Here is a 22,319-nt window from a genome sequence, read left to right as displayed (position 1 = left end):
CGCCGCCGTCGGAAGACGTTGGTGGCGAGCAGGTTTCGCGCTCGACGACTCAGGTCATCGGTGCGGACTCCGCGAGCTTCTCGGATTCCGGGGCATCGGAGGGCGCGATCGGTGCGGGTTCCACGCGGACCCAGGTGTTGTTGACCGCCGACGCACCCGAGAACGGGTCGATCGACGAAGGGTCGTGCAGCAGGTTCACGTTCGCGCCGGGCAGCGACGCCGCGACCGTCCAGCCGACGCCGGGCTCGCGGTGTCCCCACCCGTGCGGGATGGCGACCGCGCCGGGCCGGATATCGTCGCTCACCTCGAGTGTGACCACGATCGAGCCGGTCGCGGAGGTCACCGTCACCGGCGCCCCGTCGCGGAGCCCGCGTTCGGCCGCGTCGTCGGGGTGCATCAGCGCCGTGCAGCGGTCCTTGCCCTTCACCATCGACGGCACGTTGTGCAGCCAGGAGTTGTTGCTGCGCAGATGCCGTCGACCGATCAGCTTCAAATCGAAACCGTCCGACGGCGCCGTCAGCGACCGGCCGCGCGCCGCGTCCTCGACCAGTTGGCGCGCGGCCGCCACGAAGTCCGGCGGCGCCAAACGCACCTTCTTGTCCCGGGTACCGATCAGTGTCCGCAGCCGCGGCCGCAGCGGTCCCAGATCGATTCCGCCTGCCGCCGCCCGCACCTTTCCGAGGGTCAACCCGGCCAGCCCCTGCCGCAGCACACCGTAGGGGCCCGCCGCCATCGCCGCCGACGCCAGCCGCACCGGACTGAACTGCTCGAACACCGCGTTCACCGCGCGCCCGGTCACCCCGCGCACGGGCAGCGGAAGCAGTTCGGTGACCAGCCGGGCCATGATCTGCCAATCCTCCAACCCGTCGGCGGGCGGCTCGAACACCCGCGCGTCGTAGCGCACGTTGTTGCGGACGCTGAACACCGGGAACAGGATGTTGAGGTCCTCGCGCTCGAGCGGGGAGATCGGCGGCAGAATGATGTCGGCGTGGCGGGTGGTCTCGGTGACGTACATGTCCACGGCCACATAGAAATCCAGCGATTCCAGCGCCGCGTCCAGCCGCCCGCCTTGCGGTGTGGACAACACCGGATTACCCGCGTAGGTGATCATCGCCCGGATCCGGCCGCGACCTTCGGTGAGGATCTCGTCCGCCAACGCCGCCACGGGCAACTCCGAACGGAACGACTTGTAGGCGCCGGAGCGATCCGTCCAGGCCCCGTAGCCCATCGGCAGATACTTCGCGTACCGCGCGGCGTCGATCGGCGGGGTGGCGAACATCTGCCCACCGGGCCGGTCCAGATTCCCGGTGACGGCGTTGATCGTGTTCACCAGCCAATGCGTGAGCGTGCCCGTCACCTGCTGACAGACCCCGATCCGCGCGTACAGCACCGCGGACGGCGCGCTCGCGTGCTCGCGGGCCAGACTGCGGATCGTCTCGGCGTCCACTCCGGCGTGCGGCGCCATCGCCTCCGGCGTCACCCCGGCCACCAGGGACTTCAACTCCGGCCACCCCGAGCACTGCGCACGAACCGAGACCTGATCGCACAGCCCCTCGGTGACCAGCACGTGCAGCATGCCCAGCAGCAGATACACGTCACCGCCGGGGGCCACGGCCACGTGCTCGTCGGCCAGGCGGGCGGTCTCGGTGCGCCGCGGGTCGATCACCACGACCGTGCCGCCGCGCTTGCGCACTTCCTTGATCCGCAGTTTCGCCCCCGGCATGGTGGTGATCGACCCGTTGGACACCGCGGGATTCGCGCCGAGGATCACCAGCCGGTCGGTGCGGTCGATATCGGTCACCGGCATCAGCACATTCGACCCGAACATCCGCCACGCGGCGAATTCCTGCGGGAACTGGTCGATCGAGGACGCGGTGTAGAAGTTGCGGGTCAACAGCACCGCCCGCAGCAGTGCGCCGTAGAGCACCGACGAGCTGTGCGCCGCGGGATTGCCGAGGTACATGCCGATCGCGCTGGGTCCGTGCTCGGCGCGCACCGCTCGCAGCCGCCTGCCGATCTCGGCGAACGCCTCGTCCCAGCCGATCGGCTCGAACGACGCGCCGACCCGCCGCACCGGGGCGCGCAAACGGTCCGGGTCGTGGTGCAACCCACCCATCGCCGTCGCCTTGGGGCAGATGTATCCCTTCGACAGCACGTCTTCGGGATTCCCTTCGATCCGCGTGACCCGCTCGTCCTCGACGGTGACCAGGATTCCGCAGTGGGCTTCGCACAACGTGCACTGCCGGGCAATGGTGGTAGCGCTCATGGGTTTTCGACACCTTCCGCCGGTCGCTGGCCCCAGGCTACCGCGCACCCCCGCCGCCGTAGATCCACTTACGGTCGGAATTCGGTCTCCTGCCCAGGTCGGATTCCGGTGACCTGCGAGCACCGATCCGGCGCGAGTGCGTCAATAGTCGAGGGCGTGTTCGGGTTGGCAGACATCTATGGGGGAGGGCAGGTAGCGGGCGATGGCGTCCAGGAGCGTGGCGCTGTCATCGCTCGTGGGCGCCGCACCGCACAGGACGGGTACGACCTCACCGATGCGGGTGAGGGAGCGGATGCGGTGATGCAACCAGTCGAACGGGATGTCAGGGAAGACGTTCGGATCCGAAGGGGCTTGTTCGATCACCGTTTTCACGAGCTCGCCGTACCACCGCTCGCCGACTGCCCACTGGCCGCCGTAGAGTTCGGCGGCCAGTGGTTCGAGTGCCCACAGCGAGAGCAGGTCGATGACGCCTTCGAACGGGGGGTGGGCGCCGAGGGGGATCTGCAGCGCCAGTGGGACCGCGCCGCGGGTGTCGGCGATCGTGCGGACGCAGCGGTCGAAATCCGCGGCGGGGTGGTCGAGTCCGTTGATCAAGCACAGGCGCGCGACCTGGTAGTCGTCGGCGACCCGCAACATCGTCTCGAGGCGCGAGGTGGGGTGCGCGGCGGCGTTCACGACCGCGATCACACCGTCGGCTACCCGGATGGACCGCTCCAGCTCCGCGACGGGCGCATGGCTTGTCAGCGCGGCGATACGGATCGTGTGCTCGACGCGGCCCGTCGTCCAACCGACCGTGACCCGGGCGCCGGAGCCGGGCTGTCCGCAGCGGCGGCGCAGAAGGTGGGCCACCCGGACGGTCTCGTCGGGGTCGCCGACGAGGGTGACGTTGCGGATTGCCTGTGGATCAATGGCTTTGGCGCCCATCGCGTTGCGGTACTCCAGATCGACTCGAGGTGTCGGGACGTCCTCGAGCCAGACCGACCGTACCTCCGCCGGCGGATCGCCGGAGCGGAATTCGACCCCAAAGTAGAACGTGTTCCTATACGGTCGGGCTGTGCAGAAAGAACAACGGCCCGCCGTGCCAGACTGGTTCACTGCGGACGACGGCGTGGTGCGCCTGAAGGGAAGTCGCTGCGAGGTTTGCGCCACCCCGTATTTCCCGCGGAACACGCTGGCCTGCCGCAACCCGCAGTGTCCCGGTCCGAAGGATGGCTCCGAGCTCGTCGAGCATCTGTTTTCCAGACGCGGGCGGATCTGGTCGTACGCGGACGCTCGGTACAAACCTCCGGCGCCCTATGTCTCGCCCGATCCATTCGAGCCGTATGTCGTTGCGGCAGTGGAACTCGAGGCCGAGCAGATGGTGATTCTCGGGCAGGTCGTGCGCGGCCTCACGGTGGACGACCTGGCCGTCGGCATGCCGGTCGAATTGACCCTCGGCACGCTGTACGCCGACGAGGAAGCGGAGCACACGGTGTGGATGTGGAGGCCGATCGATGACTGACACGAACGATCGCGACATCGCCGTCCTCGGTGCGGGCATGCACCAATGGGGCAAGTGGGGGCGCAACTTCGTCGAATACGGGCTGGTCGCCGCCCGCGCGGCGCTGGCCGATGCCGGAGTGAACCACCTCGACGTCGGCTATATCGCCGGCGCGGACACCATCCGCAATGGATACCCCGGTTTCGTCTCGGGCGCGACTTTCGCTCAGGCGCTGGGGTGGTCGGGTGCGCGGATCTCGAGCAGCTACGCCGCCTGCGCCTCCGGTGCGCAAGCCATCGCCAACGCACGCGCCCAGATCCTGGCGGGATTGTGCGACGTGGCACTGGTGGTGGGCGCGGATGCCGCCCCGAAAGGCTTCTTCCAGCCCGTCGGCGGTGAGCGACGCGATGATCCGGACTGGTTGCGTTTCCACCTGCTCGGCGCTACCAATCCCATCTATTTCGCGCTGTACGCCCGCCGCCGCATGGCGCTGCACGGCGCCACGCTCGACGATTTCGCCGCGGTCAAGGTGAAGAACGCCAGGCACGGCCTGAACAACCCGCATGCCCGCTATCGCAAGGAGGTTTCGGTCGAGGAGGTCGCCGCCTCGGCGATCGTCTCGGACCCGTTGCGGCTGCTCGACATCTGCGCGACCAGCGACGGCGGGGCCGCACTGGTGTTGACCTCGATGGAGTACGCGCGCCGGCACGGCGTCGCCGACCCGGTCCGCATCCGGGCGCTGTCGACCGTCACGCCGACGTTCCCGAAAACCGTTCTCGACCTGCCGGATTTCGCGACGGACTCCGCGGTGGCCGTCGAGGCACCGCCCCGCCCGTTCCGTTCCGCCCTCGCCCACGCCGCGTACGAGGAGGCCGGGCTCGGTCCCGCCGATCTGTCCCTCGCGGAGGTCTACGACCTGTCCACCGCACTGGAGCTGGACTGGTACGAGGACATCGGGCTCTGCGAGACGGGCGGCGCGGAGGCACTGTTGCGCAGCGGCGCGACGACCTTGGGCGGACGTGTGCCGGTGAACCCCAGCGGCGGCCTGGCCTGTTTCGGTGAGGCGATCCCCGCGCAGGCCATCGCCCAAGTCTGTGAGCTCACCTGGCAGCTGCGCGGCCAGGCCGACGGCCGCCAGGTGGACAATGCCCGCGCGGGTATCGCGGTGAACCAGGGCCTGTTCGGCCACGGCTCGGCCATCATCGCCACCCGCTGACATCGCGGGTCTTTTCCAGGTCGGTCTCCGGAACCCGGGCCATGTCCGGGTTCCGTGACCGTGCGCTGCGTGGACGCGATTTGAGGCAAACGCCTCATGCGACCACGGTGGCGGCGGACCGATGATCAGGGCATGACGAAGCGAGTTCGGGAAGCACAGAGATCACCGGTCATGACCGAATCGACATTCGAATCGGCGACCGTCGAGCGGTTCGATACACCCACTTCAGTGGGAACGCCGGTCGGCGGGCGAGTCGATGCGGTCGACGTAAGCCGTCGTGTCGGGGCGCGACAGATTCTCCAGAAGCTGTCGTTGTCGGTCGAACCAGGCGAGTTGGTCGCCATCGCCGGCGGCAGCGGCGCGGGAAAGAGCACCTTGCTGGAGATCCTCGCGGGACTGCGACCACCCTCTGCCGGGGAGGTTCGGCACGACGGCGTCGTCCGCGGGGTCCGGGTCAGCGCCGATTCCCGTATCGGCTACGTGCCCCAGGAGGACATCATCCACCTCGAGATGCCCCTGCGCCGCACGCTTCGCTACGCGGCGCGGCTGCGGCTGCCCGCGGGCACCTCGGCGGCCGAGGCGGACCGGGTGGTCGAAGAGACGATGCGTGACCTCGACCTGGCCGATCGGGCCGAGGTGCCGGTCCGCGCGCTCTCCGGCGGCCAACGCAAGCGGGCCAGTATCGCCGTCGAGCTGCTGACCAGGCCACACCTGTTCTTCCTCGACGAACCCACCTCCGGGCTCGATCCGTCGACCGCGGCCGATGTGATGCGTCTGCTGCGCCGACTCAGCCAGCGCGGGGTCACCGTCGTCCTCACGACGCATGAGCCGACCGGCATCGACCGCTGTGACCGGGTGGTGTTCCTGGCGCGCGACGGTCACCTGGCCTTCACCGGCAGCCCGACCGAGGCTCGGCGCTACTTCGACGTCGAGGATCTCGCCGAGGTGTACGAGCGGCTGGCTCACGAGGACACCCCACAGATCTGGGCGCAGCGATTCGCGGACAGCGGTGGGAACCGGCCTGGCTCGGCTCTCCCGCCCATCCCCGCCACCCGTTCCGACGTCGAGCGCACGGACATGGTCCGGCAATGGTGGCTACTCAGCCGACGCAATGTCGATGTTCTCCTTCGCAACCGGCTGACCCTGGCGGTCCTGCTCGGCTCACCGGTGCTCGTCACGGCGATGATGGCGACGCTGTTCCAGCGAGACGCGTTCGATCCGCGCAACACGGCCGACCTCGGCCCGGCCCAGATCGTGTTCTGGATCGCGTTCGCGGGCTTCTTCTTCGGCCTTACCTACGGCCTGCTCCAGATCGTCGGGGAGATGGCCGTCTTCCGGCGCGAGCGCCTGGCCGGACTCAGCGTGGGCGCCTACGTGGCGTCCAAGGTGACAGCGCTGCTTCCGGTGCTTGCCGGAGTGAGCGCGGTGCTGCTCGGTGTGCTGCGGGCGCTCGGTCGGCTCCCCGCCGTCGGCTGGGACGTCTCCGCCTTGCTGTTCGTGACGATCGTGATCGAGGCGACCTCGGCACTGGCCCTCGGATTGCTCGCCTCGGCCGCGGTCTCCAACGCCGCGCAGGCCGCCCTCGCCTTGCCGATGCTCTGCTTCCCTCAGGTGTTGTTCGGTGGCGCCATAGTCCCCGTCGACGAAATGGCCCTCCCGGGACGCTTGATGAGTCTGGGCCTGTCCAACCGTCACGCATTCGAAGCGCTGGGTCGCGACCTGTATCTCGAGCGCTACACCGCCACGCTGCCTGCCATGTCCGCCTACGGCGACACCTTCCACGGAGGCACCGGCGCCAGTCTCCTCGCGCTCGCCTCGTTCGCCGTCGGCCTCGTGCTGGCCACGATATGGGTCTTGGATCGGCGGTCCCGGCCCGGCGCATCCCGCTGAAGTACCTGGGGCAGCGGATGTTTCACTGTCCGACGGCCGTATGGACCGGGAAGCCCGCCAGCCCCCGGTCGATCGCGGCGAGACTGGCCTGCGTGCGGTTGTTCACGCCGAGTTTGGCGTAGACCCGTTCGACGTGGTTGCGCGCCGTCTTCTCGGCGATGAACAGTTCGGCGGCGATTTCTCTGTTCGATCGGCCCTGCGCGACGAGTCGCAGGATCTCGACCTCTCGGTCGGTCAGCCCGGCCGGCCAGGGCGTGCGCCGCGAGTTCCGCGAACCGGCCACCGCGAGCACGGCCGCAGTCGACTCGGCGTCGAGGCGTCCGGCGCGCGCCTGCTCTCGTATCCGATCGGCAGCGCCGCGAGGATCGAGCGACGCCCGGTAGGGACGCGGCTCGAGCAATCGCTGATAAGCGTCCGCCGTGGCGAGCAGCCGGTCCTGCGCGGTCAACTCCGCGCCGGCGATCCCCCGGGGAAAGCCGGACCCGTCGATCCGTTCCCGGTGCTTCATCGCGAGGGGCACCACCGGCTCCAAGCCGTTGACCCGACTCAGTATCCGGCCGGTCAGATCCGGATACATCCGTACCCGTTCCCATTCGGCCGTGGTGAGCGGCCCCTTCTTCTCCCAGATCCGGTTGGACACGCCCATTTTGCCGAGGCCGTGCACCAGACCGGCACGGTAGAGATGGGTGATGTCCGACGGCGACATGCCCAGATGCCGGGCCGCCCCGGCCACCAGGTTCGCGACGCCACGCGAATGCCCCAGAGTGAACGGAGATTTGAGATCGGCGAAATCGGCCATGGCCTCGAGCAACTCGTCGCTCTCCTCGGCCGTCAAGGTTCGGTCACGATCCGGCGCTCGGGCCAACGCCGCTGTCCAGACGTCGATTTCGAGCAACCCGTCCACGATCGCCGCCGCGTCGCGCTCGAACACCGCCGCCACGGCTGGGCTGAACTGACTGCCGCGCCGAGAACGGACGACATCCTTGGCGTGCTCGAGCCCGCCCGTGCGCAGGTGTACCTCGACGACGTCCGCGACGTGCGCGATGTGGATCTCGACCGGGATATCGTCTCCGCGGGAACCGTTGGGCAACCCCCGGCCGTCCCAGCGTTCGAAGGCGTGGGCCAGCGCCTTCGCGACCTGCTCGTCCAGACCCATCCGATCGGAGAGAACGCCGGCGGAACTGCAATGGGACTGGATCAGTGTGGCGACTTGGCTGCGGGCGGTGACCAGAAAGGACGTGGCACGGATGCCGCGCTCCCAGCCCGGCAGTCCCCGTCCGACATGACTCGTCATCAGCCGCAGAAACGCGAGGCCGGTCATGTCCACCGTGTAGGTGTCGGCCCGGAAGGCGATGTCGTCGCCGAAGAGCGCCGAGAGCTCGTGGGAGTCGGCGTGACAACCGATCCACCCGACCAGATTGGCGTAGTACACCGTCGCCCGCTGTTGCGGGTCGAGACTCATCCGCTCGGCGATCCGTGCCGCGATCAAGGACGAGCGAAGCATGTGTTCCATCGGCTGACCCAGACCGAGGTCGATCGCCAGCGATATCGCAGCGAGCAGTTCGGCTCTGCTCAGACCCTTTCCCGAGCCGGGCGGCATCCCGTGCGGGTGCATCTTCCCATTGTCCTAGACCTGGCCACCCAGGAAGCCAGGTCTCATCCGAAGAAGTCGGCTCAGATGCAGAAGCTCAGCGACACCGATCCGAGCGGAATGTTGAGGCAGACGACCACCGGGCCGAGTGCGGGGGTGGTCTCGGGCGAGGGCGCGGCCGACGCGGTGGGCGCGGCGATGGTGCAGACGGACAACGGGATCACAATCGCGGCGAGCGCCGCGGCAGCCTTGGCGAGCATTTCCATGGTTCCTTTGCTGAGAGACGATAACGACTTACAACCGTGACTCTCCTCGATGGTCCGCCGACGCGGTGACGGGGACAAGGCTTGCCGCCACATCGCCCGGTCACCGGGGGTTTGTTGTGTGAAAAAGATACTCACGGTTCGATGTGTCCGGTTTCCACGAGCTTCGAACAGGTCGCGGACGTTGTTTCGGACCGCAGACATGGGAAATCGGCCCGTCCCGAATCGAATCGCCCAGCGGGGGAGTCGCGCCGACTTCACTCGCCACCTACCGCGCCCGGCGGGGGACCAATCGGCTCGAGCACTCGCTCGACCAAGGCGGTGTTGCAGTATTCGACGACCTCGGCCAGACGCCCGTCAGCGACGCGGAAGATCATGCAGTAGGTCTGCTCGTACGTCTCGCCTCGCGTGGTGATGCCGTGGCCGCGCGCCTGCACCACGACACGATCGCCGTCGCCGACGATACTGTCCGCCTCCAGCCGATAGCTGCTGAACTGCGCCATCAACGGCCGCAACATCTCGTGCAGCACAACCGATTTCGGCGCCCAGGTACCCGCCCAGGACCAGCCGCCGGGAAAGATCCACGCGAAATCGTCGGCCATCGCCTCGCCGAGCGCGCGCATATCGCCGCGGGCCATCCGATCGAAGATCTCGCGCACCAGTTCCTTGTTCGCGTTCTGCACAGTCGCCATGATCGTCACCACATTCCGCATTCGGTCGCACACCAATCTAGCCCTCGCGCAAACATTTTCGAGACCCGGATTCTCGGGCGTGCACGTCGGGCGGGGCCTGCGCTCAGCGGGCTGGGTCATCGGCCGGTGCGGTCATCGGCCGGTGCGGGTCTGCGACAAAGACAGCATGATCAGCGGCGAACGACGTCGAAGAGAAATCCCTCCATCGTGACTCCTGGCGCGAACGAGAACGCGACGCCCGTCGAAATCGGCTTGGTCGTCACTGCCTGACCGGCGATCCGCTCCAGCACGAAGATCAGCGAGACGCTCGACATGTTCCCGTACTCACTCAGCACATCCCAGCTCGTCGACGCGGCTTCCGGCGGCAGGCCGAGCGATCGCGCGGATTCGAGCAGGATCTTCGGCCCGCCCGGATGGATCGCCCACACATCGATGTCCTGCCGCCGCAATCCATTGCGGCGCAGAACGTCTCCGACGACGGGAGCGACGCCGTTGTAGATGTACTCGGGTACGTTCTCGGACAGCTCACAGCTGATGCCGTCGTGGTTGACGCCGACCGCGATGCCGTCGTCGGTTCCCTCGAACAGGTGAGTGAATTTGTCCCGGATGACGATCGTCCCGGATTCGGCCTGCTCCGCCCCTCGCCGTGCCCCGATGACGACCGCACCGCACCCGTCGCCGAACAGGCTGTGAGTCACCGCGTCGTCGATGTCTTCGACGGGGACGGCATGCACCGAGTTCAGCTCGATACACAGGACCATCGCCTTCTTGTCCGGGTTGGCCCGCACGAAGTCCGAGGCAGTGCGAATTCCGTTCATCGCCGCCGCACAGCCCATGAAGTTGACCACCAGGCGAGCGACCGACCGAGGCAGTCCGAGATCTTCGACGACCGCGACATCCACGCCGGGCGCGATAACACCGGTGCTCGTGGCGAACACCAAAAGGCCGAGATCAGCCGGGTCGACACCATCGAGCGCGCGCCGAGCCACATCGATCGCCAATGGAACGGCATGGCGGTAGAACAGGCGCATGCGATCCTGGATCTTCCTCGTTTCGCCACCAGGCGCGTGAAGTCGAGGATCCAGCGGGTCGACCGCGAATCGCCGGCTGTCGATCATGGTCTTGCCGAAGATGCGCCTGACCCGGGTTCGCTGCTCCGGATCGGTGAACTGTCCAGCCATCCAGTCCGCTGCCTCCGATTGGTCGAGGACCAGGCTGGGCGCGCCGGTCGCAATCGCCTCGATGACGGGTACGGCCGTCGGCGGCGCCGACAGCATCGTGTGCTGACGCGCGTGCACAGCCGTGCGGGTGAGCAGTGCCTGATCGAGAACAATGGACATAGCGCCGGTTCTTCCTCGCGTGGGCGATCGGGGATGGGTACTCCCATCGTCGAGGAGCAAATGTTCGGCAAATAGACCCCCAAGGGGGCGCGTGCACCCACCCCCGGTGTTGCCCAGAGCGCGCCGGCGCAGTCAGTCCTCGCTGGTACTGCGTGCCGCGGCGAGGAAGTCACGAACCTTCCGCAGGTCCTTGACGCCAGGGCTCGCCTCGACACCGCTCGACACATCAACGCCCCACGGCTGAACCGAGCGAATCGCCTCGACGACGTTGTCGGGGCTCAGCCCGCCCGCGAGCATCCACTTGCCCTCGGGTTTGCGAGCCTCGAGCTCCGAGAGGTCCCATCGTTCACCGGACCCCGGCTTCGGCGCGTCGAGAAGAAGCGCCTCCTCACCGAACGCGCCAACGGTGAGATCGGGGTCCGCCTTCAGTGACGTCGCCCGCCAGACTCGCGGGACGATCGCCAACGCATCGGTGAAGTCGTCGCGCGTGTACGCACCATGCAACTGCAACACCGTCACACCGAGCTTCGCGGCGGTTTCCGCGGCCTCCACGGCGGACATGTCATTGACGACCAGGACCGTGTCGACCCGGCCAAAGGCCGCCGCCACGATCTCGGCAGCCGCGCCGAACTCCAGCCGCCGGGGGCTGGTCCGATTCATCACCACACCGATCGCGTCGGCTCCGGCTTCGACCGCCGCGTCCACCGCGGCAACGGAAGTCAGTCCGCAAATCTTCACGTACACGACAACGAACCTACCGCGCCCCGAAAGAGCTATTCCGTTCCATGCGGCGCGCGGCCGAACTCGTCGCTCGACGGACCTGACCGCGCTCATATGGGACGATGACGCCGAGTGCGGTGAGACCGTCAGCCGACGCCATCCACATTGCCAGTGAAGGAGCGCCTCATGGCACCGGTGCCGACAGAAAGATCCAGCACCACCCTCGTACTCATGGTGCTGGCGTCGGGCCAGTTCCTGATGACTCTCGACAGCTCCGTGATGAATGTGTCGATGGCTACTGTCGCCCAGGACGTCGGCACCACGATCACCGGAATCCAGACCGCCATCACCCTGTACACCCTGGTGATGGCGTCACTGATGATCACGGGCGGCCGAGTGGGCACCATTCTCGGTCGGCGCCGGGCTTTCGGGGTCGGCCTCGTGATCTACGGCGTGGGCTCGTTCACCACCGGGCTGGCACCGAACCTGCCGATCCTCCTAGTGGGTTGGTCGCTGCTCGAAGGCATCGGCGCCGCACTGATCATGCCCGCGATCGTCGCCCTCGTCGCGGGCAACTTTCCTCCCGAACGCCGGTCCGCCGCCTACGGACTGGTGGCGGCGGCGGGAGCGATGGCAGTCGCGGTAGGCCCTCTTCTCGGCGGTGCCGTGACCACGTTCGCATCGTGGCGGTACGTCTTCTTCGGCGAGGTGGTCGTCGTCGTGCTGATTCTGCTCGTTCTGCGCCGGGTCGAGGACGCTCCCGCGGAACGTGTCCGGCTGGATCTCGTCGGATCCGTCCTCTCCGTGATCGGGCTCGGCATGGTCGTCTACGGTGTGCTGCGGTCCAGCGAATGGGGCTGGGTACGTACAGAGGCAGAAGGCCCTGCCGTGCTGGGCTTGTCGCCAGTCATCTGGCTACTGATCGGTGGCCTACTGCTGTTGTACTTGTTCTGGCGGCGGCAAATCTATTTGACGAAGCACGGACGCGACGCGCTGGTTGATCCGGACCTGCTGGCGAACCGACAGCTCGCCGGGGGCCTGAGCATGTTCTTCGCGCAGTTCGCGGTGCAGGCCGGGGTGTTCTTCTCCGTGCCGCTGTTTCTGTCGGTGGTGCTCGAGCTCAGCGCGCTCGAGACCGGGGTGCGGATCCTGCCACTGTCGATTGCGCTGGTTCTTGCCGCCGCGGGCATCCCTCGGCTCTTGCCGCGTGCCAATCCACGCCGCGTCGTTCGCGTGGGTCTGGGCGCGATGATCGTCGGCATTCTCATCCTCGCTGCCGGTATGGACCCGGGCGCCCATGCGGGTGTCGTGTCGATTCCGATGCTGTTGATGGGAGTGGGCTTGGGCGCCTTGGCTTCTCAACTCGGGGCCGTCACGGTATCCGCCGTTCCCGATTCGGAGAGTGCCGAGGTCGGGGGACTGCAGAACACCGCAAGCACTCTCGGTGCGTCCCTGGGCACCGCACTGATCGGGTCGGTCCTGATCGCCACGCTCACGTCGTCCGTGATCGAAGGCATCGAGAACAATCCAGCAATTCCGGCTTCCGTACAGGAGCAGGCCACGACGGATTTGGCTGACGGAGTGCCGTTCCTGTCCAACACCCAGTTGACGGACGCTCTCGACACTGCAGGAGTCGGCGACACCACAGGTGACGCCATCCTCGCGGTCAACTCCGCCGCCCGTCTCGAGGCCTTGCAGGTGGCATTCGCCGTGACCGCTCTGCTCGCGATCGCCGCGCTGTTCGGCACCGGCCTGTTACCTCGCCGACCGGTCGGCCCACCGAGCACGAAGATCCCTGGCACGTCAGGCCGAGATGGGTAGGCCTGGAAGTTCACCAAGTGATACGTCACAGTGACGTTTTGCTTGGTGATCGTCCCAGCGCGGGGAAGTGGCGCCAAGTCGAATCTTGGCCAAACCCTAGATATTCGGATGAAATCCGAGGAACGCCGGAAAATTTCCGACAGCGAAATCTGCGGCCAAGGGGACACCGCGTCGGCGTTCCGCGCAGCACGGGAACCCGCGAGCGTGGTCGCCGAACGAAGGATCCCGACTAGGCCGACGCAGCGCCACAGCACGCAAACTGGCAGCGCCGCAAGCAGATCCAACCCCTTCCAGCGGCGCCGTTCTCGCACCGATAATCGACATTATGTCAAGTAAGGGTTTCGCATGCACTCCCCGCGACTCGGGCCTGGCCCGCATCCCCGGCGATGTCGCGAACGACGCACCATCGTCCGTCCCCTCGGGAGGCAATGACGTGCCAGCCACGTCGCGCATTAGGCGAACACGGCGAGACTGACGTTGCGCGACACCCCGACGACGCGGACGGCCTTGGTGCTCATGCCCGGACCGCTGGCGCCAGAATCTGCTCGCACCACTCGCGGAAGCTCGTCGGGCTCGCGGTCGCGTCGGTGCGCGGCACGCCGTGATCGAGGCCGTTCTCCTTGGCGCGCATCATGTCGACGTAGGCGGTCGCGATCGGATCGCTGACGCCTCGCGCGGTCAGTGCGGTGCGGAAGTCGTCGAGAGACTGTCGCTGATAGCGGATGGGGCGGCCGAGCACCTCGGACATGGTGTGCGCCATGTCGTTCGGCGCCAGATCCTCCGGTCCCAGCAACGCGACCTCGCCACTCCCCGACCAGGATCGGTCGAGCAGCAGGCGGGCGGCCGCCGCGGCGATATCGCGGGTGGCTACCATCGGCGCCTTGCTGTCGGCGGCGGCGGTGCCGGTGAAAACGCCGTCGTCGCGGATCGAAATCGCCTGCCACAGCAGGTTGTCCATGAACGACGGGTTCGCCAGCGCCCGATAGGCCACGCCCGAACTCGCGATGAGCTCGTCCATGGCCAGCGATGCCGTCACCTGCCCGGCGCGACCCGCGACGGGAGTACCACGCCCGAGCGCCGAGACACCAACGACGCGGCCGACGTCGTGGGTGGTGAACGCTTTCACGGCGGCGCGCGTGAACCCCGAGAACGCGGCGTCCAGATCCGGCGCGTAGAGGTCGGGCGGAACCAGCCAGAAGACCGCGTCCGCGCCGGCGAAGGCCCGGTCCACGACATCGGCGTCGCCGTGCGATCCGGTGACGATATCGACGCGGGAGCGGATCGCCTCGGGGAGCTTTCCGGGATCGCGCACAACGACGCGCAATTCCTCACTGCGATGGGGTGTTTCGAGCAGGATGTCCAGCAGTCTGCTGCCGATGTGACCTGTGGGAGCGGTGATTACGATCATGCTTCGAGTCTCGTGACAGTTCATCGCCGCGTCCAAGACCCTTTCCGCAGATTGATACCGTGAAGGTATGGATCTGGATCTGCGCAAGCTCCGCTACTTCGCCGCAGTGGCAGAGCACCGGCACTTCGGCCGGGCGGCGGAAAAGCTCTACATCGCCCAGCCAGTACTGAGCCGTCAGATCAAGGCTTTCGAGCAAGAATTGGATTGCGCACTGCTCGTGCGAACCACCCGCAACGTGGAACTGACCGCCGCCGGGAAGCAGCTCTACGAGGAGGCGCAGGGGATCCTCGCGGCGGTCGACGCGGCAGTGCGGCGCGTACACGATGTCGACCGCGGCGTGCGACGGCTGGTGGTCGCCTTCTCCCCCGGATTGCGTGTGTCGGAGGCGATCCGGGAATTCGTGAGGCGTCACCCGGAGGTCGAGACCGATGTCGTCCCGGCGCGCCGGTGGGAGCCGGACGCGCCGCTGCGCGACGGACGAGCTCAGATCGGTTACCTGCGAAGACCGTTCGATGAATCCGGCATGCGCGCCATCCCCGTCGGTCACGAACCTAGGGTTGCCTGTATGCCCGCGGCCCATCCGCTCGCGTCGCGCCGGGAACTCACCCTGGCCGATCTCGATGGTGAGCGGATGCTCGACATCCGGAACAGGCGGACGTTGTCACTGGAAGAGAAGTTCGAGCTCATCGCCTCCGGGCACGGTCTGGCGCTCGTCCCTGTGAGTGTGGCGCGCGCCTACGTCCGCCCGGGCCTCGTCCACCGCCCCGTCACCGACGCCCCCGGGGCTGAGACATGCCTGGTCGTCGCCGTGGACCACCACGACAAGCTCCTGCGCGAATTCCTCGACATCGCCATCACGACGCTGCGGCACTGATTCGGCTGTCGCGACGGGCGGCGCGTCGGGAGCCGACCAGCAATAGGCCAGCGGCGATCAAGAGGACCAGCAAGGGTGACGGGCCGCCGACCGCGACGGTGACCAGGGTCCAACCAGCCACAACCCACGCGAGGAACGCTGGCGGCGTGATGCCTCGACGGTCCAGCCACAGCACCATCAGGCCGATCAGGAGGAAGGGCACGCCGAAGCTGAATACGGTGTACCACAACGTGGCCTCGGCATAGTTCATCGCGGTGGCATCGACCTTCCACCCCTCTCCGTTGAACCAGTCCGTGGCGTAGTCCGGGGCCGTCTCCACGAGCGCACCCACCGTGTGCCCGACTCCTGGAAACAACACAATGAGCCAGCCTGCCCACTTGATCATGCGAACTCCCTTCTCCGTGCGTGGAACCGTGTGACTCCACTCCGCAGCTGCGGCCTCGCGACATGCGTTCGCCTGGCCGCGACGCCCGGGCCCTGTTCTTGTATACGGCTGCGTATAGCTGAGGCTAGCCATGAAATACGGTGGCGTATAGATGGGGAACGCATGCGAGGAGTCACATCGCCGCGCCCTGAGGGGCATACCCGCCGGTCCCCTGTTCCGCGGTGAGAACATGGTCGACTTCTACGGCGACCGGGCAGCGCGTCGGCCATCTCGCGCCACAGCGATCGGCACGCACGGCCAGTTCGGACCGCTCGGCGACCAGAGGCCAACTCCCCCGAAGCGATTCGAGAGCGGCACGGAGTGGTTGACATAATCCGCAAGGCTGGGATTATGTCGAATGGTCGGGTGTTCAACTAATCTCGAAGTAGTGCTTGGACATTCACATGCGACCAGCGGCGCGTTCGCCTGGTCGGTGGCGGCGGCGACGCTGCCTCTCGCGGCGTTGACCTATCCGGTATTGCAGAGCAGCGAGGCCCGATTGGGGCCGGTGGACGTCGTTCTCGGCGTCTTTCTCACGGCGGGCGCGGCGCTGCTCCCCGATGCCGATCACCCCAAAGGAACGATCGCGCATGTGCTCGGCCCGCTCACCTATTTCCTCTGCAAAGTCATATCGAAAGTCGCCGGTGGACACCGGCAAGCCACGCATTCGTTCGCGTTCGTGATCGCGGCCGCGTACGGCACGTGGGCCGGAATGCATTGGATCGGCCGGGGATTCACTCTCGCGCTCGTGTTCTTCCTGCTTGCCCTGGCGGTGCGCGCGCTGCACCTGTACCCGCCGGGCGACGGGATCCGATCCTGGGGCACCATCGTCGTGCTCGCCACGGCGGGCACCTTCGCCATGGACCACTGGATCAGCGATCGACCCGCCTGGCTGCCGTTCTGCGTCGGCCTCGGCGCCTTCGCCCACCTCATCGGCGACTGCCTCACCGACCGCGGCTGCCGCCTCTTCTGGCCCTTCAAGCTCCGCACCTGCCTGCCGATCATCGAACGAACCGGGAACAAGGTCGAAACCTGGATCCTCACACCGCTGTTCGCCGTTGCCACACTCGGCGTGCTGTGGCACGTCTTCACCACGACTCCGTAGCGGACGAGGTGGGCCACTGCGTCGGCCCACCTCCTCTCCCCTTGTCTGTGCTTCTTTCATCGGTAGATCGTGAGAAGTGTCAGCTAGTTGAGAGTTGGTAGGTAGTTAGATATGCATATCTCGATATCGGGATTCCCAATGAAGGAGCGATTGGCCACATGCGGCCGAGGTCCGCCGAAGCCCCATCGAATGCGAGCGCCCCCCTCGACGGTCTCAACTCTTCAGCCGTCGCGTGCGCTGCCTCGCAAGACGTTGCGCCACTCCCCTGTTCACGAGCCCGACAGCCACCACCGAGCGCCGATGCCGAACGCAATCAGCTCGGCTTCGCTGCGCTCGCCGACCTCATGTCCGCACCGGAACTGTTCCGCCCTCCTAGCGTCTCCCCTGCGAGTTCACCGATCCACTAGCAGCTCACGGGATGCCGCCGGGCCGCGGCTGCGCCAGCAGAACCACAGCGATGTTCCCGGTAAGCACCTGCCGCGCCGCAGCCCACCACCGCAAGGCACCAATCGCACCCCATCGTTTCCCGGCATGGCGTGCCGCTTCCCTCCCCCTGTCTTTGCTTCGCCCGGCTCGCCGGGCGTTGGGGTTCTATAGGAAACATGGTTAGATGCGCATATCTACATAGCGGGATGTTAAATTTTCTGCCGTCGGTTTTCGCCGAGACCAACCCCACCCACGGATACGCTGACCGCATGCTCGCAGGCTGGACCATGCAACCGCACCGCTGGACGCCCCCACCCGCCCCGGAACGGGCCCGCGCGAAGCGCAGCACTCCCCCGCTACCGCCGGTCACCCGCATCGAACTCCCCGGCGAGGGACCCGAGGACGTGGTGCGCACGCCGGACGGGAAGGTGATCGCGGGACTCGCGAACGGCGCGATCGTGAGCGTCGACCCCGTCGACGGATCGGTGCGCGAACTGGCGAACACCGGCGGCCGCCCGCTCGGGCTGCACGCCGATGCCGATGGCTCCCTGCTGATCTGCGATTTCGCGCGCGGGCTGCTGCGCTTGGACCCGGACGGCACACTCGAGGTGCTGGTCGACGAGGTGGACGGCGAGCGACTCGCGTTCGCCAGCAACGTGGTTCGCGATCTCGACGGCACCATCTACTTCTCCGCGTCCTCGGCCCGTTATCCGCTGGACCAGTGGATGGGTGACCTGCTGGAACATTCCGGCACCGGCCGCCTGTTCCGGCGCGACCTTTCCGGAAAGGTCGAAACCCTCCTGGGCGGACTGCAATTCGCCAACGGCGTGGTGCTCGCCCCCGATCGCTCGTGCGTGCTGGTGGCCGAGACCGGCGCGTATCGGGTGACCCGCTACTGGCTGACCGGGCCGCGAGCCGGTACGCACGATCGGCTGATCGAGAACCTGCCGGGATTTCCGGACAATATGGCGCTCGGCAGCGACGGCTTGGTCTGGATCACGTTGCCCGCGCCGCGAGATGCCTTGCTGGACCGCCTACTCCCCCGCCCCGGCGCGCTGCGCCGTGTGGTGTGGTCGCTGCCCGCGTGGGCGCGTCCGAAGCCGCCGCGGACGGTGTGGGTGCTCGCGGTCGATTTCGATGGCACGGTCGTGCACGATTTGCAGACCGAGGGCACGGAGTACTCGATGGTCACCGGGATGGTCGAGCACGAGGGCATGTTGTATCTGGGCAGCTTGACCGAGTCGGCGATCGCCACGACCCGCGTGCCTCGCTGAGCCTTCCACCAAACAATCTCAGTGCACAGTTGTACACTGAATGCCATGTCGGAGAGTGTCCCGCAACGCCGGGCGGAGGTGCGCGCCCTGGCGCGCTTGGCGGGTGATGAGCTGGGCGGCGCGGTGGATGGCATCGCGACGATCCATCGGGCGGTGTCGAATCGTGTTTTCGCCGCGGTGCGCTGGGGCGTCGGTCCCGCTGCCGAGCCGGTCAAGGTGGTGCACGATGCGATCAGCGACGGCGTGTACCGGATCGTCGGCACCGCCGCGATCACCGCGGGGGCGGTGGGCGAACGGGCGGCGGATATCCCGGGCGCGCCACCGTCCCGCACCGTGTGGGGGTCGGGATTCCTCGCGGCGCTGCAAGGTCTGATCGGCGACCGCCTCGAGGACGGCATGCCGATTCTCGCGGGTCCGATGTCGCTGCGGGTGGATGGGAATCCCGTTGCGCCGGAGTCGATTACCGCGCACCTCGCGCCGAGCGGACACCTGGTGGTGTTCCTGCACGGCCTGGTCGAGACGGAGCACGCGTGGCGATTGGGTGGGCGCGCGACGTACGGCGAGCGCTTGGCGACCGATCTGGGGTGCGCGTGCGTTCAGGTGCGCTACAACAGCGGGCTGCACATCTCCGAGAACGCGCGGGAGCTGTCCGATCTGATGGAGCGGCTGGTCGAGCATTGGCCGGTGCCGGTGCGGCGCATCTCGTTGGTGGGGCATTCGATGGGCGGGCTGGTGGCGCGGGCGGCGTGTTTCGGTGCGGCGCAAGAGGATCGGGTATGGGTGCGGTCGGTGCGCCAGGTGGTGTGTCTCGGCTCGCCGCATCTGGGAGCGCCATTGGAGCAGGTTGTGCATCGGTTGTCGGCGGCGCTGGTCCGGTTGCCGGAGACCCGGCCGGTGGGCCGGATGCTGCGGCGGCGCAGCGCGGGGATCCGGGATCTTCGGCACGGTTCGCTGGTGGACGAGGATTGGCGCGGGGTGGACGCCGACGCGTTGGAGCGGCGTGCGGCGCGAGAGGTTCCGCTGTTGGAGGGCGCGGACCACTATTTCGTCACCGCCACGTTCACCAGGAGTGCGCGTCATCCGCTTGGCCGGGTCTTCGGTGACGGTCTGGTGCTGAGCCCGAGCGGTTCGGGTCGCGGACGGGCGCGGCGGCTCGGTTTTCTGGAGGAGAACGGTCTGCATCTGCCGGGCGCGAATCATTTCACGCTGCTGAACCACGAGGCCGTGTACGAGGCGTTGCGTGGGTGGTTGGGCGGTGAGCCCGCCGCGGCCCTCGGTGCGGGCCGGGCGGGTCGAGGTTCGCCTCAGAAGAGTCGTTCGGAGTGATTGTCGGCGGCGAAACGGACGTCGGCGGCGAAACGCTCCTCGATGTCGGTGTCGTCGTCGTGGTGCGCGGCGTAGAGCAGCAGGCAGCCGCGGATGCCGTCCAGGAGGTCTTCCAGCAGGTCGAGTGCGGGGCGGGCGGGGTCGAGTCGGCTGACCCGGAATTCGGCGAGCAGCGCGGCGCGGGTGGCTTTGTCGAAGTCGTAGCGGCGGGCGTGCTCTTCGAGTTCGGCGACCCGGGCGACCACGGCCCACGGCGCGGGCAGGTGGCCTTCGGAGACCGAGACGGCTTCGGCGATGAGGTCGGTGACGATGTCGGTGGCGGTCTCGCCGCTGTCGAGGCGTTCCAGGACGAGGCTGGGCGTTTCGACGGGAATGGCTTCGATGTCGTCGGCTTCGGCGATGACGTCGGTGATGGGGAGGTCGGCGAATTCGCCGGCGACCTCGGCGGCGGCGTGCAGCCAGTGGGCGGCGGCGACGGAGGCGGAGGCGGGGTCGAGGTCGGTGAACAGTTCGGGCGCGCCGAGTGGGTCGGTGCGCAGCAGAGTGTCCGCGGCGTGGACCTGGGCGGGTGAGACGTCGGGGCGGGAGAGTTCGACGGCTTGGCGGGCGCGGCCGGAGAGGTCGCCGAGCTCGGCGGCTTCGATGGCGGCCTGCTCGCGGCGGATTTCGGCGACGATGGTCTCGGTGAGTTCGTCGGTGTCGATGCTGTGCAGGCAGCGGCCGACGCGGTGGGCGGATTCGACGACGCCGCTGTAGGAGACGAGCAGTCCGGCTTCGGTGGGCAGGTTGGGGTCGCGCAGGCCGTTCTCGACTTCGGTGAAGTTGCGGCGTTCTTCGGCGCGGCGCCAGGCTTCGCTGTCGGGGATGTCGGGGTCGCCCGCGGCGGCCGCGGGGTGGGTGTAGGTGCGCCAGTGGAAGCGCGACAGCGTGGTCAGATTCGACGCCAGATCCGTTGCCAGCTCGGGTGTTGTCGGCGGCAGCAGGGCCACCGTCTCCGCCAGGTCGCCGCGTCCGGTCGCCCAGATGGCGACGAGTGCGTTGCGGTCGGCGTCGAATGCGTATCGGGTCACGTGGCACATCCTCACGCATCGGGTGGCGGCGTGGGGGTATTGGGTTGCTTTGGTTGTGGCTCCGGCGGCGTTTCGGCGTGGCACGCTGGTGGTCATGACTCTCGATCACGGTGATCCCGGTGACGCGCCGTCGGTGCCCGGTCCGCTCGGTGCGGTGGTGAACGCGGCGCGGCCTTCGGCGGCGGAGGAGGCGAGAACCGTTGCGGCGGCGACGAATATCGCGACTTTGGCGAGCCTGAGCGAGGACGGGGCGCCGTGGGCGTCGTTCGTGACGTACGGGTTGTTGGACGGTGCGCCGGTGTTGTGTGTGTCGCGGATGGCCGAGCACGGCCGGAATCTGGCGGGCGATGCGCGGGCCAGTCTGTCGATCGTGGCGCCGGAGCGGCCCGCGGATCCGTTGGCGGGTTCGCGGATCACGCTGGCAGGGGTGGTGGAGCGTCCAGTGGGCGCGGAGTTGGCGGCGGCGCGGGAGGCGCATGTGGCTGCGGTGCCCGCGGCGCGGATGTATGTCGAGTACAGCGATTTCTCGCTGTGGGTGTTGCGGGTCGGCCGGGTGCGGTGGGTCGGCGGGTACGGGCGGATGGATTCGGCGACGGCCGAGGAGTATCTGGCGGCCGAGGCGGATCCGGTGGCGCCGGTGGCGGCGCGGGCGGTCGCGCATCTGAACGACGATCACGCGGACGCGCTGTTGTCGATGGCGCGGGTGCTCGGTGGTTATCCGGATGCGACGGCGGCGCTGTGCGAGCGGGCGGATCGGTACGGGCTGGACCTGCGGGTGGAGACGCCGCGCGGGGTGGCGCGGACCCGGGTGGGTTATGCGGAGCGGCTGGATGGTGTCGACGGATTGCGTACGGCGACAGTGGAATTGGCGCGGCGGGCGCGGGAGGGCTGAGGTCGCGGTCGGCTGAGTAGTCCTACGCTTCCGGTCACGTGCGGACCCGGTGATGCTGGCTGTCATGGAGCGGTATCGGGGGTGGCGGACGGCATGTCCGCCGGTCGTGGCGGATTCACTGATCATCGTCCGCGAGGGTGGTGCGTGATGCGGCCGCGAATGCTGGGGCGAGTATGCGGCGGTCGCTGTGCGAGGCCGGACTCGTCGTCGGAGGTGCCGGATCCTCGGCGCGATAATCACT

The 22,319-nt window shown here is 67.7% G+C and carries 19 protein-coding genes; 9 read left to right on the top strand and 10 right to left on the bottom strand.

The window, feature by feature from the left end; translation table 11 throughout:
* Positions 1-49 precede the first annotated feature (49 nt).
* A complete protein-coding gene (locus T333_RS29585) occupies positions 50-2,266 on the bottom strand; it encodes a molybdopterin oxidoreductase family protein (protein ID WP_496426549.1) in 2,217 nt (738 codons plus the stop codon).
* Between the two features lie 141 nt (positions 2,267-2,407).
* Positions 2,408-3,190, bottom strand: a complete 783-nt coding sequence (locus tag T333_RS29580; RefSeq protein ID WP_496426548.1) for a GTP-binding protein — start codon at positions 3,188-3,190, stop codon at positions 2,408-2,410.
* Positions 3,191-3,374: 184 nt separating this feature from the next.
* Between T333_RS29580 and T333_RS29575 the strand changes: the two genes are divergently transcribed.
* The 3 genes from T333_RS29575 to T333_RS29565 all read left to right on the top strand — a co-directional run bounded on the left by T333_RS29575 (position 3,375) and on the right by T333_RS29565 (position 6,852).
* Positions 3,375-3,767: a Zn-ribbon domain-containing OB-fold protein gene (locus T333_RS29575; protein ID WP_355001308.1), complete on the top strand. Its 393-nt coding sequence runs from the start codon at positions 3,375-3,377 to the stop codon at positions 3,765-3,767.
* On the top strand, positions 3,760-4,962 hold the full coding sequence (locus T333_RS29570) for a lipid-transfer protein (protein WP_355001307.1): 1,203 nt from the start codon (positions 3,760-3,762) through the stop codon (positions 4,960-4,962). Before T333_RS29575 ends, T333_RS29570 begins: the two co-directional genes overlap by 8 nt.
* Before the next feature lie 96 nt (positions 4,963-5,058).
* Positions 5,059-6,852: an ATP-binding cassette domain-containing protein gene (locus T333_RS29565; RefSeq protein ID WP_496426547.1), complete on the top strand. Its 1,794-nt coding sequence runs from the start codon at positions 5,059-5,061 to the stop codon at positions 6,850-6,852.
* Positions 6,853-6,874: 22 nt separating this feature from the next.
* Here T333_RS29565 and T333_RS29560 read toward each other — a convergent pair whose 3' ends face one another.
* The 5 genes from T333_RS29560 to T333_RS29540 all read right to left on the bottom strand — a co-directional run bounded on the left by T333_RS29560 (position 6,875) and on the right by T333_RS29540 (position 11,476).
* On the bottom strand, positions 6,875-8,467 hold the full coding sequence (locus T333_RS29560) for an HD domain-containing phosphohydrolase (RefSeq protein ID WP_496426546.1): 1,593 nt from the start codon (positions 8,465-8,467) through the stop codon (positions 6,875-6,877).
* A gap of 59 nt (positions 8,468-8,526) precedes the next feature.
* The gene (locus tag T333_RS29555) at positions 8,527-8,703 is read right to left on the bottom strand and encodes a hypothetical protein (RefSeq protein WP_496426545.1); all 177 of its coding nucleotides are present in this window, start codon (positions 8,701-8,703) and stop codon (positions 8,527-8,529) included.
* A 260-nt stretch (positions 8,704-8,963) separates the two neighbouring features.
* A complete protein-coding gene (locus tag T333_RS29550; protein WP_496426544.1) occupies positions 8,964-9,398 on the bottom strand; it encodes a nuclear transport factor 2 family protein in 435 nt (144 codons plus the stop codon).
* A 170-nt stretch (positions 9,399-9,568) separates the two neighbouring features.
* Positions 9,569-10,675, bottom strand: a complete 1,107-nt coding sequence (locus T333_RS29545; RefSeq protein WP_496426640.1) for a type III polyketide synthase — start codon at positions 10,673-10,675, stop codon at positions 9,569-9,571.
* Positions 10,676-10,870: 195 nt separating this feature from the next.
* On the bottom strand, positions 10,871-11,476 hold the full coding sequence (locus T333_RS29540; RefSeq protein ID WP_496426639.1) for a phosphoribosylanthranilate isomerase: 606 nt from the start codon (positions 11,474-11,476) through the stop codon (positions 10,871-10,873).
* A 168-nt stretch (positions 11,477-11,644) separates the two neighbouring features.
* On the opposite strand from T333_RS29540, the gene T333_RS29535 reads away from it, so the two are divergent.
* Positions 11,645-13,279, top strand: a complete 1,635-nt coding sequence (locus T333_RS29535) for an MFS transporter (RefSeq protein ID WP_496426543.1) — start codon at positions 11,645-11,647, stop codon at positions 13,277-13,279.
* Positions 13,280-13,793: 514 nt separating this feature from the next.
* Here the strand turns inward: T333_RS29535 and T333_RS29530 are convergent.
* Positions 13,794-14,687 (bottom strand): NAD(P)H-binding protein, encoded by an 894-nt coding sequence (locus tag T333_RS29530; protein ID WP_496426542.1) that lies wholly within the window; start codon positions 14,685-14,687, stop codon positions 13,794-13,796.
* A 67-nt stretch (positions 14,688-14,754) separates the two neighbouring features.
* On the opposite strand from T333_RS29530, the gene T333_RS29525 reads away from it, so the two are divergent.
* Positions 14,755-15,561 carry a LysR family transcriptional regulator gene (locus T333_RS29525; RefSeq protein ID WP_496426541.1) on the top strand — a complete coding sequence of 269 codons (807 nt, stop codon included), beginning with the start codon at positions 14,755-14,757 and terminating at the stop codon, positions 15,559-15,561.
* Here the strand turns inward: T333_RS29525 and T333_RS29520 are convergent.
* Entirely contained in the window at positions 15,542-15,946 is a 405-nt protein-coding gene (locus tag T333_RS29520) for a DUF6463 family protein (protein ID WP_355001299.1), read from the bottom strand. The genes T333_RS29525 and T333_RS29520 overlap by 20 nt on opposite strands.
* Positions 15,947-16,373: 427 nt before the next feature.
* Here T333_RS29520 and T333_RS29515 point away from each other — a divergent pair, with 427 nt between their 5' ends.
* From T333_RS29515 to T333_RS29505, 3 genes are all read left to right on the top strand, one after another.
* Complete coding sequence (locus T333_RS29515) at positions 16,374-17,090, top strand: metal-dependent hydrolase (RefSeq protein ID WP_355001298.1); 717 nt, start codon at positions 16,374-16,376, stop codon at positions 17,088-17,090.
* 695 nt (positions 17,091-17,785) lie between these two features.
* Positions 17,786-18,790, top strand: coding sequence for an SMP-30/gluconolactonase/LRE family protein (locus T333_RS29510; RefSeq protein ID WP_496426540.1), 1,005 nt, complete (start codon positions 17,786-17,788; stop codon positions 18,788-18,790).
* Between the two features lie 45 nt (positions 18,791-18,835).
* Positions 18,836-20,116, top strand: coding sequence for a lipase family alpha/beta hydrolase (locus T333_RS29505; RefSeq protein ID WP_496426539.1), 1,281 nt, complete (start codon positions 18,836-18,838; stop codon positions 20,114-20,116).
* Here the strand turns inward: T333_RS29505 and T333_RS29500 are convergent.
* A complete protein-coding gene (locus T333_RS29500) occupies positions 20,095-21,186 on the bottom strand; it encodes a hypothetical protein (RefSeq protein WP_355001295.1) in 1,092 nt (363 codons plus the stop codon). The two genes, T333_RS29505 and T333_RS29500, sit on opposite strands and share 22 nt — an antisense overlap.
* A 94-nt stretch (positions 21,187-21,280) precedes the next feature.
* Between T333_RS29500 and T333_RS29495 the strand changes: the two genes are divergently transcribed.
* The gene (locus T333_RS29495) at positions 21,281-22,078 is read left to right on the top strand and encodes a HugZ family pyridoxamine 5'-phosphate oxidase (protein WP_496426538.1); all 798 of its coding nucleotides are present in this window, start codon (positions 21,281-21,283) and stop codon (positions 22,076-22,078) included.
* Positions 22,079-22,319 lie beyond the last annotated feature (241 nt).

The organism is Nocardia sp. CNS-044, assembly GCF_059570515.1.
The sequence above is the reverse complement of the archived record's forward strand: the minus strand, read 5'-3'. Positions and strand labels throughout refer to the sequence as shown.

What these genes read in the sequence shown, in the direction of transcription:
- T333_RS29580 (WP_496426548.1), bottom strand. Translation starts at nt 3,190, where the DNA reads ATGGGCGCCAAAGCCATTGATCCACAGGCAATCCGCAACGTCACCCTC.
- T333_RS29495 (WP_496426538.1), top strand. Translation starts at nt 21,281, where the DNA reads ATGACTCTCGATCACGGTGATCCCGGTGACGCGCCGTCGGTGCCCGGT.
- T333_RS29510 (WP_496426540.1), top strand. Translation starts at nt 17,786, where the DNA reads ATGCTCGCAGGCTGGACCATGCAACCGCACCGCTGGACGCCCCCACCC.
- T333_RS29545 (WP_496426640.1), bottom strand. Translation starts at nt 10,675, where the DNA reads ATGCTGTCGGCGCCGCCGACGGCCGTACCCGTCATCGAGGCGATTGCG.
- T333_RS29520 (WP_355001299.1), bottom strand. Translation starts at nt 15,946, where the DNA reads ATGATCAAGTGGGCAGGCTGGCTCATTGTGTTGTTTCCAGGAGTCGGG.
- T333_RS29565 (WP_496426547.1), top strand. Translation starts at nt 5,059, where the DNA reads ATGCGACCACGGTGGCGGCGGACCGATGATCAGGGCATGACGAAGCGA.
- T333_RS29570 (WP_355001307.1), top strand. Translation starts at nt 3,760, where the DNA reads ATGACTGACACGAACGATCGCGACATCGCCGTCCTCGGTGCGGGCATG.
- T333_RS29555 (WP_496426545.1), bottom strand. Translation starts at nt 8,703, where the DNA reads ATGCTCGCCAAGGCTGCCGCGGCGCTCGCCGCGATTGTGATCCCGTTG.
- T333_RS29560 (WP_496426546.1), bottom strand. Translation starts at nt 8,467, where the DNA reads ATGCACCCGCACGGGATGCCGCCCGGCTCGGGAAAGGGTCTGAGCAGA.
- T333_RS29550 (WP_496426544.1), bottom strand. Translation starts at nt 9,398, where the DNA reads ATGGCGACTGTGCAGAACGCGAACAAGGAACTGGTGCGCGAGATCTTC.
- T333_RS29525 (WP_496426541.1), top strand. Translation starts at nt 14,755, where the DNA reads ATGGATCTGGATCTGCGCAAGCTCCGCTACTTCGCCGCAGTGGCAGAG.
- T333_RS29535 (WP_496426543.1), top strand. Translation starts at nt 11,645, where the DNA reads ATGGCACCGGTGCCGACAGAAAGATCCAGCACCACCCTCGTACTCATG.
- T333_RS29530 (WP_496426542.1), bottom strand. Translation starts at nt 14,687, where the DNA reads ATGATCGTAATCACCGCTCCCACAGGTCACATCGGCAGCAGACTGCTG.
- T333_RS29505 (WP_496426539.1), top strand. Translation starts at nt 18,836, where the DNA reads ATGTCGGAGAGTGTCCCGCAACGCCGGGCGGAGGTGCGCGCCCTGGCG.
- T333_RS29585 (WP_496426549.1), bottom strand. Translation starts at nt 2,266, where the DNA reads ATGAGCGCTACCACCATTGCCCGGCAGTGCACGTTGTGCGAAGCCCAC.